Source organism: Pedobacter albus (assembly GCF_036324255.1).
In the GTDB taxonomy this organism is placed as follows: Bacteria; Bacteroidota; Bacteroidia; order Sphingobacteriales; family Sphingobacteriaceae; genus Pedobacter; species Pedobacter albus.
Genome location: NZ_JAZDQT010000001.1, coordinates 990,812 through 1,004,810 on the forward strand (window position 1 = coordinate 990,812; position 13,999 = coordinate 1,004,810).

Here is a 13,999-nt window from a genome sequence, read left to right on the forward strand (position 1 = left end):
TTAACAAAATGGACATGAACTTGTTTGAAAATGAATGTTTACGACTTAGATTTTGATCTTTTCGCTCAACTTAAAAATATCGTAGGCTACCTTTTGAATCAAATCAAACTGTTCTTCGATAATCATCGTTTGATTTTCACGGGTCAGGCCTTCTTCGTGCTTGCGCCTGATCAGCGGTACGTTGCTTGGCTCTTCCTTATGGCTTTTGAGATTGGTGGCCGAATGGTTAAGCAGGTAAACCGTATTATCTATCATGGGTCTTAGCTCCTCAAAATTGAGGTGTACAAAAGCATGTTCCTTTTTGTATAACGATAAGGTAGCGGTATAGGATGACAATAAATGGTTCAGCACGGTAAACTGATGCAGTTCCTGAATGTACAATTGCTTGCTCTTAGGCTCTGAAAACATGCGCTGAAACAATGACGACAAGTTTGACGAACTTACATAAATCCCTTTTCGGGCCAATTTATAATTGGTAAGGTTAGGGCTTTCCTCAAAATAGAGAAGCGTAACCTGCTCAAAATACTTGGTGTTGGCCGCTATAATTTCAATCATGGCTTCCTTGAGCTTCTCGTGTTCCCAGTTGGGGAATAAAGAGTAGCTGGCCAAAAGTGCAATTCCGGAACCAATCAGCGTATCATAAATCCTTTCCCTGGCGATGGATAAGCTACCCATGCCCAAGAAATCGAAGAGCACGAGGATATAAGGGGTCATAAACAGCACGCTCACCACATAGTTTTTACGCTGAAAGCTGTAGGACCCGATCATACAGATCAGCAAGATCACAAAAAGCGTATTCTTATCGTGGATATACACCAAAATACCCATCCCGATAAAGGCACCAACTACCGTTCCGATCAAACGTTGATAGTTTCTTTCTTTGGTTAAGCTAAAGCCAGGCTTCGAAATCACCAATATGGTCAACAAAATCCAATAACTATGGGCAAAATCGAGGCTTTTGGCCACCACAAATCCAATCAGCATCACAATGGCCACGCGCAACGAGTGCCTAAAGGTTGATGAACTGAAAGTCAGGTTATCCAGCAGGAGCTTGGCATCAAAACTTTGGCGCGTTACAAATTTTTCTACGTCTATTTCGCGCTTGGTTAGTTTTTTCTTCTCGCTTTTGTTAAAATAGCTGTTGATGGTCTTAACGCGGCCCACAATATTCTCGATGTTGACCTCGATATTTTTCAAGGCAATCAAGCCCAAAGTATTGTACTTCTGCTCGCTATTGCTTTCCATTTCGGTAATTTCTGCCTTCAGCTTAGCCACGTCTTCTACCAAACGATGGGCGAGGGAAGGCGTTCCGCCACTTTTAAGCGCAAAGGCAATCTCGTCTAACGAAACCGCGATTTTATTGATTACCCTTTCGTACCTCGGCAAAATGCCGGCCGAATCGAACTGTTCGTGCAATTGCTTGTAATTGTAGTAGGTAGACATGACCTGTTCAAACAAATCGACCATATCTACAAAAACCAAGAGGAGAAACCTGCCTTCCGGCGTCGATTCCCTTACAAATTCGCGGGTTTTAAAAAGTACCTCGCGAACCTCTTCCTGTTTTTCGTGCACATCAACCTGTAACTGGAGCAATTCGGCATAGTTTTTCTCGTAGTTGGTATTTTCATGGTAGAATTTGGCCTTTGCCCTTAAAAATTCAGCCACTTCCAATATCGAATCGCTCAAAGTTTGCTGTACCAATCGATAGGGGCGTATGCGGTACATGAAATAGCTGAGCAAGGTATACCAAATACTTCCGGCAAAAACCAACATGGCATAAAAAATAACCTGTTGCCAAGGCCTCACATCGTCTATGCTCAATACCATGATCAGCAGAACCGAAGTGCCTACAGAAGCAGCCCTGGCGCCGTACAAAAAGAACATGGAAAAAATAAAGCTGCAAATCACCAACAAAGTACCCGTAAAATAAACGCTCTTATTGGTTAGGCCCACCACAATAGAAATCACAAACAAGAGTGCCGTGGTAACGAGCATGGCATTGCGGCGATGCACGATGGGGCCGGGAGAATCTACTACGCTAATACATAAAGCCCCCAGCGACAGGGTCATGCCATATTGCAGCATGCCAAACTGCGCCAAAACGAGAGAAGGGCAGAGCACGCCAAAAGTGATACGCAAACCGTCGGCGAAATAGGTACTGAGTAAAAAATCCTGTATGTTTCTAACGGGTTGCTGGAGCATGATACAAATTTACAGATTTGGCCCTAAAGGCTAGGTCATTTTAACATATAAAATTCCAACAGTTAGTGCGCTTCGACTAAAAATAAGCAGAATTCCGATTCAAAAAAATACGTTTTTAAAAAGATTTTGTGAAGAACCCAGTAAATCAGATTGTTAATAACAACACGCTGATTTACAACAATAAAGCAAATGGAGCAATAAAATGCAGTTTTTTGAGCAAAAATCATGTTAACAAATTCATTTATAAAGGTTTATAACTTGTTAAGAAAATAAATCGTTTTTTCTTGACAAGCATTGCTTCTGCTACTAACTTAGATAATATCAATCACGAAGTACTTTGACAGTTTGATAGGATAATCCAAAACAGAAATGAAGTCGAAAGGCTAAAATTTTTGGGAGCATTCAAAAAGCAAAATCAAATCTGACAGAACGTCGAAAGGCTAAAGTCGGTTTATAACAAATAAAGTCTAACGACGGCATTTTTATAAAGAATAAAGCAACTCGCAAATCAGATCATTTGAAAGAACAGATGGATTTAGAGAAAACTTAGGTCACATGACCCATATTTATTTGAACAGCTCGTATCAAACATTATTGCAGGTTGTGGCATTTTACGGAGTAAAGCAAGCTGACAAAAATTTGAAAACGGACGATTGGTTTCGCAAGAAAGCAAACGGTAACGAACAAGGTCAAGTATGGTATTGATGCCTTACCGCTAACTACGGTTAGTTTTAAGGTTAAAACGGAGATCTAAATCGAAAGAGGCAGGTCTCCGTTTTGCTTTTTATACAACCAAGCATCGCGTTGCTAGTTGCAGATGGCCTTTATAGATTCGGCAGTGGTAGCGGGTTGATCTTTATCAATGACGCTCATTTTGCACTATGCAAGCAAGATGGCATAAGCAAAACGCACAAACACACGTCTTGCACACTAATACCGCGTCTTCCAGATTGCGCAATTTAAGATCAGCACGGCTAACACAACGAAGCTATACAGACTTGAATTTTTGGTCGCTTTTGTTTCAAGACAAAAGGACTAGCTAAATGACGCCAGTTCAAGCTATTCAACTACGTCCATGCAACAAGCTACAAACCCACTGATGATAAAATTTATGTTTTCCTTGCTTAGATTTTACCTCAATAAAGCTTAAATTTACCTTATGTCCACGAAGAGCAAACCAGATTCCAGTCCGTCAAAAAAAATATTTGTACTCGACACTTCGGTTATTTTATACGACCATGATGCCGTCAACAATTTTCAGGAACATGATGTAGCCGTTCCGGTATTGGTTTTAGAAGAGCTCGACAATTTTAAAAGCGGCAACGACACACGCAATTTCGAAGCCAGGAACTTCATCAGGATTATAGACCAGGCCTCAAAAAAACACCTCATTAACGAGTGGTTCTCCTTGCGCAAAAACAGTTTGGGCAAATTTAAGGTGGTACTGAACGAAAGTCCCAAAAGTATTGATGCCGAAAAGCTCTTCGGTGAAGGCAAATTCGACCACCGCATTTTAAATACCGCATTGGCCCTCCAAGAGGAAAATCCAAAGCAAAAGGTCATTCTCGTTTCCAAAGATATTTGTCTGAGGTTGAAGGCCAAATCGCTGAACCTACACGCCGAAGACTACGAAACCGGCAAAATCAAAAATGCCGACGAACTTTATAACGGTAAAACCGAGTTGAAAGATGTTCCGCTCGAGCTCCTCGACGATCTAAAAAAAAACACGATTATAGAGGCATCTGGTTTAGAGTTGCCCTATAAAGATTCCAATCATTTCTACAGTTTAAAAAACAAAAAAAGAACTGTCATTGCGGCTTACAGCGCAACTAGCAAAACGCTGCGTTTGGTAAATCAGGAACCGGTTTTCAATATCGCCCCGCGCAATGCTGAGCAGGCTTTTGCCATCGATGCCCTGCTTAATCCCGATATCAAGCTGGTTACCATACAAGGCAATGCAGGTACCGGAAAAACCCTGTTGGCCTTGGCCAGTGCATTAGAGCAACGCAAAGATTTCAGGCAGATTTACATTACCCGGCCCATTGTACCGCTTAGCAATAAGGATATCGGTTTTTTGCCCGGCGATGTGAAAGCCAAGGTGGACCCATACATGGCCCCGATATGGGATAACCTCAAGTTTATCAAAGAGCAGTTTAACGGCGACGACAAGATGCTGGCCAAGATTGACGAGCTGATCCGCACCGAAAAAATAGAGATTGCGCCCTTGGCTTTTATCCGTGGCCGTACCATTACCAAAATATTTTTTATTATCGACGAGGCCCAAAATCTTACCCCGCACGAAATCAAGACCATTATTTCTAGGGCTGGAGAACATACCAAAATCGTTTTTACGGGAGATATCTACCAAATTGACACGCCTTACCTCGATTCGGAAAGCAATGGACTTTCTTACCTCATCGAGAATGCCAAAAAGCACCCGCTTTATGCACACATTACCCTACAAAAAGGGGAGCGGAGCGAACTGGCCAATTTGGCCAACGAACTGCTCTAATGGTGTTTTCTAAGCGTGGCCACAATGATGCACAAGGCAATCAGGGTTAATGCCGCGCTAAAAATAAAAGGAGCCCCAGGAAAATAAATACTGTGGTTCTTTCCTATGAAATACGCAAAAATATAAGCCATCGAAAATGGCCCGATAATGGCTCCCGCACTTTGCATACTGGTCAGGATGCCCTGAATTTCGCCTTGGGCATTATCGGGTACCTGATTGGAAATGATGGTTTGCATGGCTGGATTTCCAATACCCGCCAAACAATAGGGCAGAATAAAAATCATCATCATGATGCCGTTGGGTGCAAAAGCAAAGCAGGTAAAGCCAATAATATACATCGTCATGCCAAAAATGATGGCTTTTTTATTGCCGATTTTAGGAATAACAATCCTAATCAAGCCTCCTTGCACGATGGCAACGGCAATACCTACCACAGTTAAAGAGTAACCGATCATGGCTTCATCCCACTTGAATTTCTCAATCACATAATAGCCCCAATTAGATTGCACGGAATGACTGGCGATATAGAGCAACAGCAAGGCGAAAACCAATCCAATAATAGTTGGGTATTTAGAAACACTAACCAAGGAACCAACCGGGTTAGCCCTTTTCCAAGAAAATTCGCGCCTTTTTTCCTTCGCTAACGATTCTGGCAAGATAAAATAACCATATAGCCAGTTTAAAAGTGCCAAGCCAGCCGCCACCATAAAGGGAACACGAAGTCCAAAATGGCTGCACAAGGCGCCAATCAAAGGCCCAATGATAAACCCAATGCCAAAAGCCACACCAACCATTCCGAAATTCTGCGCTTTCTTTTCTGGCGTACTGATATCGGCAATATAAGCCATGGCCGTCGTAAAGCTGGCCCCGGTAATTCCGGCAATCACACGTCCTACAAACAACCAGCCTATGGTTGGTGCTAAGGAGAGGAGGATATAATCAATGCCCAGTCCCAATAAAGAAATCAGGAGAATCGGCCTTCTGCCAAATTTATCGCTCAAGCCACCTACAATGGGCGAAAAAACAAACTGTGCAAGCGCATAAGCCACCAATAGCAAACCACCATATTCTGAAGCTACGGCTAACGATTTCCCTGAAAGTTGCCTAACCAGATTTGGCATGACCGGAATAATGATGCCAAAGCCGATGCAATCGATTAAAATGGTAACGAATATGAAGCCTAGGGTTGATTTTTTAGTTGTCATGCCGTAAAAATAGTTGATTTGGGTTTATCAGGTTCAAAATAGTTCGGGAATTTGTTCAACAAGCTTAAAACCGGCTTTCAGTTTTCCGATTCTAAACTCGTTCACCACTTCATGGGCCAGGCGCGTAGGCTCTGGGATTCGGTACTTGCCAACACATTTCTTCATGATCAAAAGGCTTTTGGGCAAGCTTAATCCATAGCCTGGAGAGATGTATACGGGCTTGCTATTTTCTTTGGTGCGCAATGCATAACCGAGCAAAGTGGATTGTTCGTGCATTTCGCTAAAAGAATATTTGAGGCCATTAGGCTCCTTGTATTTGCCATAAAGCGAATTTTTAGCACAGCCAATAGTAGCCTGATGGGTCAAAACGCCGAAATGCGAAGCAATTCCCATTCTTCTGGGATGCAAGATGCCTTGGCCATCCAACACCACTACATCAGGCTTAACGGGAAGCAGCTCCCAAGCCTCGAGTAAAGTTGGCACTTCCCTAAACCCCAAAAAGCCCGGTATGTAGGGAAAATCGCTAATTCCGGTAGCCAGCGAATAGGCCTTCAAAGTCATTTGGGGATAGCTCAATACCACAATAGCCGCGTAAAACAGGTTGCTGTCTTTATTGTACGAAATATCTGCTCCGGCAATGGTATGGATAGGCTGCTGGTCTGGTATTTCAAATCTCAGGTCCTTTCTCATTTCCTTTTGCAGGGCAATGACTTCGGGGACGGTTAATTGATTGTAATCGATCATCAGAATAGGGCTAATTGGGTTGACACTGGCGGCTTGGCCTTGCCAAAAACCGTTCGACCGCCATATTTCCACGAATCGGCTCTTTCTTTGGCTATCAATTCTTCGAAATTTCCATTGGGCACAAAATCGTCTTCTATACTTGCGGTTATTTTAGACAAGGCTTTGATGGCCTGCGATTGCTCCGAACGGCCCAATTTCGATTTATAGATGGCATTTTGCAGTGTGGCTATCGTTTCATCATAAACCTTGGTAGGAACAGGGAAGGGGTGACCGTCTTTGCCACCATGCGCAAAAGAGAACCGAGCGGGATCCTTAAACCTTGAAGGACTGCCATGGATCACTTCGCTTACCAAAGCCAGCGACTGCAGGGTTCGGGGCCCTAAACCTTCCAACAACAACAATTCTTCGAAATTGGCGACATTCCTTTCCTGTGCCAGCCATAAAACTGCACCCAGACGTTTCATGTCTATGTTTTCGGCACGTACATCGTGATGATTGGGCATCACCAATCTTTTTACCTGTTCAATTTCGGCAAGCATTTTAACCGGCGATTCGGAAGCGATACCCATGATGGATTGTTTTAAAGGCTGGGCCTGCTTATCGGTCAGGTTGAGGATGGCCCCACAATTTTCACCATACACAAAGGTGTGAGGCTCTTCTGTAAACGACCGTAGGGAAGGAGCGTGCCAATGGTACCGACGGGCGGTGGCACTGGCATTGCTCATCCCTTGCTGAATAACCGTCCAGTTGCCCTCGTTGCTTACCACAAAATGATGCTGATAGAGCTGAAAACCATCTTGAACGGCAGTATTGTCGACCTTGGCGCTCAACTTGCTCGACCTCACCAACGAATTACCATCCAAACCATTCGATTCGGCATATTTTAGCAGCTGGGTAGGGGCCAATTTAGACTGGTTGCCTTTGCCACCACAAATATACAGGCCAAATTCTTTAGCATTGGGGTTGATGCTGCGTTTGAGGGCACCCATTACCGAAGTCGTGATACCCGACGAATGCCAGTCCATCCCCATAACGGCACCCAGGCTTTGGAACCAAAAGGGATCGCTCAACCGGCTCAATAATTCGTTTTTTCCTTGATGAGCTAAGATTTCTTCGACAATGGCACGGCCTAGTTTTGCCATGCGCTCTGCCAGCCACAGGGGAACAAAACCATGATGCAAGGGTAAATCTGCTGTGCCTGCCTTTTTCATAACACTAACAAATTTAGTATATTAGCTTGAAAATCAAAAATAAAATACTAAAAATATTAGTTTATTATAATTCTTGTAAAATAGCTAATAAATCGCGTACTCTTTCTTCGGCAACGGGCAGTTCGGTTTTATCGTTTAACAGGATGGTATGGCCAACATTCCTAACTATTTTCTTAATAAACAACACATTGACCATTACGCTTCGGTGTACCCTTAAAAAGTTTTTGGTTCCTTCGAGCAGTTGCTCAAAATGCTTTAAATTCTTGCTGACCAAATGATGGGTTCCATCTTTGACGGAGATGTGTGTATAACTTCCTTCGGCCTTGAAAAAACAGATATCTTCAACGTTTACGATTTCAAATCCGCTAGCCACAGGCAACACCATCTTTTTTTGCGTGCCATTTAAAAGATTATGCTTCAATGCAGGCAGCAATTCTTTGGCGGTATGAGGAGTTACGGAAGACAGTTTTTCTAGGGCGCCCCTCAATTTGTGTTCCTGCAAAGGTTTCATCAAATAGTCGATAGCGCACATTTCGAAAGCCTTGAGCGCATATTCGTTGAAAGCTGTGGTAAAGATGATTTGAAAGTCGATTTCCTTTGGATCAAAAAACTCCAGCAACTGAATACCGCTGTACACCGGCAGTTCTATATCGAGAAAAACCACATCGGGCTTGTGCATCCTGATGCTCCGTACGCCTGATGGCAGGTCTACGCATTTGTCTAGCACCTGTACCAAAGGTTCGATATCGTTCAACATGCTTTCCAGCAACTTGGCGGCATGGTATTCGTCTTCAATAATAATTGCTTTGTACATGGTTTTGAGCGATTTAATTTAAGGAATTGGGGATAAACAACACAACTTTGGTACCCAACGGAGAACCATCGTCGGCTTTTTTGTCGATGATTTCGAGGGCAATTTTTTGCGTTTCCAAATGCAGGTTAATGATGTCGATTCTTTTCTCGTTGGCATCGTTGGCAAAAGACCGGTGGCCATTGCGCTTGCTGTTGAGCTGCCTGCTCTGCTCGCGACCAATGCCGTTGTCGTCTATGACAATTTCAAGCGTATCTTCGATTTCGTTGGGCACGCTTATTTCAATCCGCAACTGCTTTTCTTTGCTGCTGTGTAGCAGTCCGTGTTTAATGGCATTTTCAACAAAGGGCTGGATCAACATGGGAGGGATATAGAAATTTTCTGGATCGATGGCTGGCGATACCTTTAAAACGATATTGAGTTCCTCGCCGAATCTTGTTTTTTCGATGTCGAGGTACAAGTTGAGCAAGGCAAGTTCTTCGGCCAATGATATCGTGGCTTTGTTACTGTTGTCCAATATTTTTCTGGTCAGGTCGCTAAACTTGCCCAAGTACTCGCCCGCCAGTTTTTTATTGTCAGAATAGATATAGCTCTGAATGGTATTTAAGGCGTTAAAGATAAAATGCGGGTTCATTTGCGAAATGAGCGTGGCCAGTGTGTTCTGGTTCATGTTTTTCTTGTACTCGGCCTCTTGCAATTGCTTGTTTATCTTTTCGCTGTGCAAATCGTTGTTCAGGCGCACCTGTGCCAGCCTGTACCTGTAAAGGAAATAGAAGGCAATGAGGCAGAAAATAATGAGCGTGAGAAAAAAATAGAGCCATTGCTGCTTTACTTTTAAATGGTCCAACACCCTTTGCTGGTCGAGGAACTGAATTTTACTGGCCTGCAGTTTATTCAGCGTATTTAACGAATCCTTTTCTTGGTTGTATTCAAAATCCATTTGATGCAGTGCAATGCTCTTGTTCATTTCGGCATTGTAGATACTGTCTTTAAAATTCGAATAATCCTCATAGGTATCTAACGCCGCATAGGGCTGGCCTAATAATTTCTGTACCTTAACCAAGCCGTGCTGGGCAATGGTCAAGGCATCCCATTGTTTGACAAGGAGCGAAATGGAAATGGATTTGCGAAAGGCTGCTTCCGATTGGTACAGATGGCTTTTCAGCACGGTGTCTTGAATATAGCGAGTGTCTGGCTTTGTTTTTCGAAGCACCATGTCGAGGTAAATCTGACCGATGTTGTTCTGGCATTCGGCCGCGTAATCCTTGCCCATATTGCCCGGCAACTGATCGAACAAGCGAAAAGCATCCTGATTATACAGCAACGCATTTTTCAAATCGTTTTTCTTGCCATAGATCTTGGCTATGTTGAGCAGTGTACGGGGAATATCGTCTTTCGCCGGATTGGTGGCCGCTATTTGTTTAAAAATAGCCAAGGCATCGGTGGTTAATTGCAAGGCTTGGCTGTAATGGCCAATTTCCATTTCGATAATCCCCATCAGGCTTTCGTAGGCAGCTACATCCCTTTGCCTGTGGAGTTTCCTAGCCAGGTCTACCGATTTTTGCAGGTAGTTTAAGGCCTCGGGATAATTTCCCTGAACCTGATACACGCTGGAGATATTGGCCTGATAGCCCAAAACCTTTTCCTGATCATTAATTTCGTGTGCAATGGCCACGGCTTTTTGGTAATAGCTCAAGGCCTTATTCGGATCAAAACGCAAATAGATATCGGCTATGTTATGGATATTGCGCGCCATCTGTGCCTTGTCTTTAAGCCGGGTATTGATTTTTAGGGCCTTGAGGTAGTAATCCTGCGCCTTTAAAAAATTGCGCTTGGCCCAATAATTGGCACCTAATGCATTGTAAGCCAAGGCTTCGCCTTTATCAAAGCCAATATGCTTGGCCAGCTGCAGGCATTGCTCGCCATAAGTAACGCCTTGGCTCGGATCAATAGGGAAATAGGCAAATGAAATGTGGCTCAGCGCAATAACTTTATCGCTATCCTTGGTCAGTAGGGGGAGTTGCCGTTGCAGCGAATCTATCTTTTGCTGTCCCTGTTTTTGCGCATAGGCAAAAGCCGACATACACAGCCCGATAAGCAACAGGCACAAATATTTGGCAGGAGAGGGCATCACATCTTAAAAATAGGAAAAAAATAAGTGGATGCCTTAAATTTCACAAAGCGAAAAGCGGGTTTGGCAAAGCTATAGGGCAAACAGGCAAATTGGCCCTAAAATACTGTATCCAAAGTCGCTAAATTCAATGCAAAGCAGCTCGAACCCAAATGGAAACCCTAACCACAATTGCCCCCAACAACGATTGGCAGATTGCCCTGGTGAATGGCCAAAAGGCACTCATCAGTTTGGAAATTGCTATCGAGGATTTGGCAATATATCGGAAGCTGACCAATGCGCTGACCAAACAACTGGATTTTCTAGGTTCTAACAAGTCGAGTTTCGAACAGCTTACGCGTCGCGAGAAACAGGTTTTGCATCAAATTTTGCAAGGCTACAGCAACGAAGCCATTGCCGATATGCTTTGTGTATCATGCTACACCATTAAAACGCACCGGAAAAACATCAACGAGAAGCTTAATTGTAAAACTATGGTCGAGTTATTGCCTTATTTGTTATTCTTTTAATAGCTGATTAGCTATTTTTAGGGCATGGCTCATGTTATTTCTCCGCTTATTTTAGAACAATGGCTCAAAGCTTGGTGCCTGTCGAGAAAATTACCATTGCCGGTTCCATTTAAATCGGGTTTTAAGGTAGACGTAGGCTACGAAAAGCAAAAGGTTCGCTATGTGTTTCCACAACTCTACGAAGATTTTTTCGAGCTGGCTAATCATATCGACGAAGCCTGGATATTTCTCAAAGTGTGTGCTCAGCCAACAGCACTGAAAGGCAAAATACCTGAAAAATGGGTTATACAGCCTCAGGGCTATATGATGTCGTGCTTTGAACCCATGAAAATACCCAATATCGAACTGCCTGAAGGTTTTAAACTGGAATTTACTATTTCTGGAGTAGTTTCTACACTAAAAATCATAGCTCCAAATGGTGATTTGGCAACCTCTGGCCATCTTGTACTTACAGACGACTTGGCTGTTTATGACCGCATACAGACCGAAATTGGATACAGAAGGAGGGGACTAGCCATTTTACTGATGAAAGAACTTGAAAAAATCGCCTTGTCGAAGAGCATTTTCAAGAATTTCCTGGTGGCCACCGAGGAAGGCAAATCGCTATACCAGTTTTTGGGTTGGGAGCTCCACAGTTTTTACACCTCCATCGTAATTGAAAATTAGCCAGTTTACATATAAAAAACATTGAAGCGGTGGCCATCCGGATCGGCAAAAACAAAGCCGTAATAGCTTTCGCCAAATTCCTCGGGTTGTGTAATGAGCTTTCCGCCGGCATTTTCTATTTCTTTGGCCCAGTTGTCCGTTTCAGCTTTACTTGGCGCCGAAATCGTGAATATCACTTCGTTTGCCTGTTGTGGGTCGGCGAACTTGCTTTTAGTATTTTTTTCGAGAATATCCTTCAAAAAAAAGTGGATAATGAAATTGTTCTCGGCAAATATGAAGCTGGTTAATTCGCTGTTCGAGCCATTAGGCTTAAAACCCAGTGCAGTATAGAATGCTGTAGTCCGTTCGAGATTGCTTACGCCCAGATTGGCCCATATCATTTTTGGTTTCATGAGATTTTGTTTAAAGTAAAAAATTAAAGCTGCCGATTACTATAACCGATTTTACAAAGCTATTGTTTCACCTGAATAATTTACGGCACAAAAAAGACGATTAACAGGTGTATTTGGGACAAAAGCAAATCTGCCAATCTTTCTCTAACGCACAGACAATGAAGCGCTTTAAAAAACAAGCTCAAAAAGTGTAACATCGACTTGTATTTACCATCTCATTTTAAGATTTAGCCAACATTTATATGAAGATACAATTTGCCACAGGCCTGTTATTAGTAGCCCTTATCGCGGGACCGAAGGAAAAAGAAACCTTAACTCACGAACTGATTAAAACGGAAACCGACAAAATCTATGAGAAACTCGTCAAAATCAGAAGAGATTTTCACGCCAATCCCGAGTTGGCAGGCCATGAAAAACGTACCCAGGCCTATATAAAACAGTATTTACTCGATTTAGGAATGGAGGTAGAAACAGACATCTACGGACATAGTGTGATAGGCATTCTGAAAGGCAAAAAAGAAGGAAAAAAGATAGCTTGGCGTGCCGATATGGATGCTTTGCCCAATGATTTTCCCGATACAGCAGCGTTCAAATCTACAGTTAAAGGAGTACAGCACGGTTGTGGCCACGATGTGCATATGGCTATTGGGCTTGGCATAGCAGAAGTTCTTGCCAAACACAAGGAAGCAATAAACGGGACCGTGTACTTTATATTTCAGCCCGAAGAGGAAACATTTATCGGTGCAAAAAAACTGATTGAAAACGGCCTGCTTTCCAAAATACATCCTGATGAAATTTATGGTCTGCATGTAACTGCTTTGCCGGTTGGACAAATTATGGCTAAGCCCAATGAAGTGTTTGCATACCAAAAAAGGATAAGTATCAAACTCAAAAACGAGTTTTCTAAAGAAGAGGTCAAAGAACTGGCAAAGAAAATACGCAATTCCTTGGTTCGTGTGCAAGACAATAGCAAGCCTTGGGAAATACAACAGATTTTAGATCCGCAAAACGGACTGGCAAACCCCAATACTATTTTTAAGAACTATCTGATTATGGACGAGTTTAACAGTTATACAAAAAACGACCAAATCTTTCTGGAAGCTTATTTGTATGAAACTGACCGGTTAAATCTCCAAAAAATCATTCCTCAGATAGAACAGCTCATTGTGGCCAACATTGATAAAGAAAAACTGGTTTCTGTTTCGTTTGTACAGGGAAATCCCACAGTGGTTAATAACGAACTACTAGCCAATAAAGCCATAAAAACATTGAATAAAATCTATGGAAACGATTTAATGGTGCCAGATTATGGCCAGGTTCCATATTTTAACGACGATTTTGTTTATTATCAGCAAAAAGTGCCAGGCGTTTATTTTTTGCTGGGTGGTTCTAATTTTAAGAAAGGAATTGTGGCCATGAACCACGCTCCAAATTTCAATGTTGATGAAGAAAGTATAAAAGTTGGTGTAAGAAGCTTTTCATCGCTGATTTCGGAAAGGCTAAAAGAAAAATAAACCATTTACTTTGTTGGTTTGGCTAAAGATGTGGTGCTTATTGCCTTTTCAAATTATACAATTGTTTTGTCTTATAATTTATGTTATGTTAACTAATATTTA

General features: G+C 42.6%; 11 protein-coding genes. 4 read left to right on the forward strand and 7 right to left on the reverse strand.

Features of this window, described 5'->3' with window-relative positions:
- Positions 1-45: 45 nt before the first annotated feature.
- Positions 46-2,202, reverse strand: coding sequence for an FUSC family protein (locus VRU48_RS04240; protein WP_330106677.1), 2,157 nt, complete (start codon positions 2,200-2,202; stop codon positions 46-48).
- Positions 2,203-3,361: 1,159 nt separating this feature from the next.
- Between VRU48_RS04240 and VRU48_RS04245 the strand changes: the two genes are divergently transcribed.
- Complete coding sequence (locus VRU48_RS04245) at positions 3,362-4,714, forward strand: PhoH family protein (RefSeq protein ID WP_330106678.1); 1,353 nt, start codon at positions 3,362-3,364, stop codon at positions 4,712-4,714.
- On the opposite strand, the gene VRU48_RS04250 is transcribed toward VRU48_RS04245, so the two are convergent.
- From VRU48_RS04250 to VRU48_RS04270, 5 genes are all read right to left on the reverse strand, one after another.
- Complete coding sequence (locus VRU48_RS04250) at positions 4,711-5,919, reverse strand: TCR/Tet family MFS transporter (protein WP_330106679.1); 1,209 nt, start codon at positions 5,917-5,919, stop codon at positions 4,711-4,713. The genes VRU48_RS04245 and VRU48_RS04250 overlap by 4 nt on opposite strands.
- Before the next feature lie 33 nt (positions 5,920-5,952).
- Positions 5,953-6,663, reverse strand: coding sequence for an endonuclease V (locus VRU48_RS04255; RefSeq protein WP_330106680.1), 711 nt, complete (start codon positions 6,661-6,663; stop codon positions 5,953-5,955).
- Entirely contained in the window at positions 6,663-7,874 is a 1,212-nt protein-coding gene (locus VRU48_RS04260) for a DUF763 domain-containing protein (RefSeq protein ID WP_330106681.1), read from the reverse strand. Before VRU48_RS04260 ends, VRU48_RS04255 begins: the two co-directional genes overlap by 1 nt.
- Before the next feature lie 64 nt (positions 7,875-7,938).
- Positions 7,939-8,688: a LytR/AlgR family response regulator transcription factor gene (locus VRU48_RS04265; protein ID WP_330106682.1), complete on the reverse strand. Its 750-nt coding sequence runs from the start codon at positions 8,686-8,688 to the stop codon at positions 7,939-7,941.
- Between the two features lie 13 nt (positions 8,689-8,701).
- Positions 8,702-10,816, reverse strand: a complete 2,115-nt coding sequence (locus VRU48_RS04270; RefSeq protein ID WP_330106683.1) for a tetratricopeptide repeat-containing sensor histidine kinase — start codon at positions 10,814-10,816, stop codon at positions 8,702-8,704.
- A gap of 152 nt (positions 10,817-10,968) precedes the next feature.
- On the opposite strand from VRU48_RS04270, the gene VRU48_RS04275 reads away from it, so the two are divergent.
- Together VRU48_RS04275 and VRU48_RS04280 are read left to right on the forward strand one after the other, a co-directional pair.
- Positions 10,969-11,325, forward strand: a complete 357-nt coding sequence (locus VRU48_RS04275; RefSeq protein WP_330106684.1) for a response regulator transcription factor — start codon at positions 10,969-10,971, stop codon at positions 11,323-11,325.
- A gap of 24 nt (positions 11,326-11,349) precedes the next feature.
- On the forward strand, positions 11,350-11,991 hold the full coding sequence (locus VRU48_RS04280; RefSeq protein ID WP_330106685.1) for a GNAT family N-acetyltransferase: 642 nt from the start codon (positions 11,350-11,352) through the stop codon (positions 11,989-11,991).
- A gap of 5 nt (positions 11,992-11,996) precedes the next feature.
- On the opposite strand, the gene VRU48_RS04285 is transcribed toward VRU48_RS04280, so the two are convergent.
- Entirely contained in the window at positions 11,997-12,383 is a 387-nt protein-coding gene (locus VRU48_RS04285) for a VOC family protein (protein WP_330106686.1), read from the reverse strand.
- Between the two features lie 242 nt (positions 12,384-12,625).
- On the opposite strand from VRU48_RS04285, the gene VRU48_RS04290 reads away from it, so the two are divergent.
- Positions 12,626-13,897: a M20 metallopeptidase family protein gene (locus tag VRU48_RS04290; protein WP_330106687.1), complete on the forward strand. Its 1,272-nt coding sequence runs from the start codon at positions 12,626-12,628 to the stop codon at positions 13,895-13,897.
- The last annotated feature ends 102 nt before the right edge of the window (positions 13,898-13,999 follow it).

What these genes read in the sequence shown, in the direction of transcription:
- VRU48_RS04240 (WP_330106677.1), bottom strand. Translation starts at nt 2,202, where the DNA reads ATGCTCCAGCAACCCGTTAGAAACATACAGGATTTTTTACTCAGTACC.
- VRU48_RS04245 (WP_330106678.1), top strand. Translation starts at nt 3,362, where the DNA reads ATGTCCACGAAGAGCAAACCAGATTCCAGTCCGTCAAAAAAAATATTT.
- VRU48_RS04250 (WP_330106679.1), bottom strand. Translation starts at nt 5,919, where the DNA reads ATGACAACTAAAAAATCAACCCTAGGCTTCATATTCGTTACCATTTTA.
- VRU48_RS04255 (WP_330106680.1), bottom strand. Translation starts at nt 6,663, where the DNA reads ATGATCGATTACAATCAATTAACCGTCCCCGAAGTCATTGCCCTGCAA.
- VRU48_RS04260 (WP_330106681.1), bottom strand. Translation starts at nt 7,874, where the DNA reads ATGAAAAAGGCAGGCACAGCAGATTTACCCTTGCATCATGGTTTTGTT.
- VRU48_RS04265 (WP_330106682.1), bottom strand. Translation starts at nt 8,688, where the DNA reads ATGTACAAAGCAATTATTATTGAAGACGAATACCATGCCGCCAAGTTG.
- VRU48_RS04270 (WP_330106683.1), bottom strand. Translation starts at nt 10,816, where the DNA reads ATGCCCTCTCCTGCCAAATATTTGTGCCTGTTGCTTATCGGGCTGTGT.
- VRU48_RS04275 (WP_330106684.1), top strand. Translation starts at nt 10,969, where the DNA reads ATGGAAACCCTAACCACAATTGCCCCCAACAACGATTGGCAGATTGCC.
- VRU48_RS04280 (WP_330106685.1), top strand. Translation starts at nt 11,350, where the DNA reads ATGGCTCATGTTATTTCTCCGCTTATTTTAGAACAATGGCTCAAAGCT.
- VRU48_RS04285 (WP_330106686.1), bottom strand. Translation starts at nt 12,383, where the DNA reads ATGAAACCAAAAATGATATGGGCCAATCTGGGCGTAAGCAATCTCGAA.
- VRU48_RS04290 (WP_330106687.1), top strand. Translation starts at nt 12,626, where the DNA reads ATGAAGATACAATTTGCCACAGGCCTGTTATTAGTAGCCCTTATCGCG.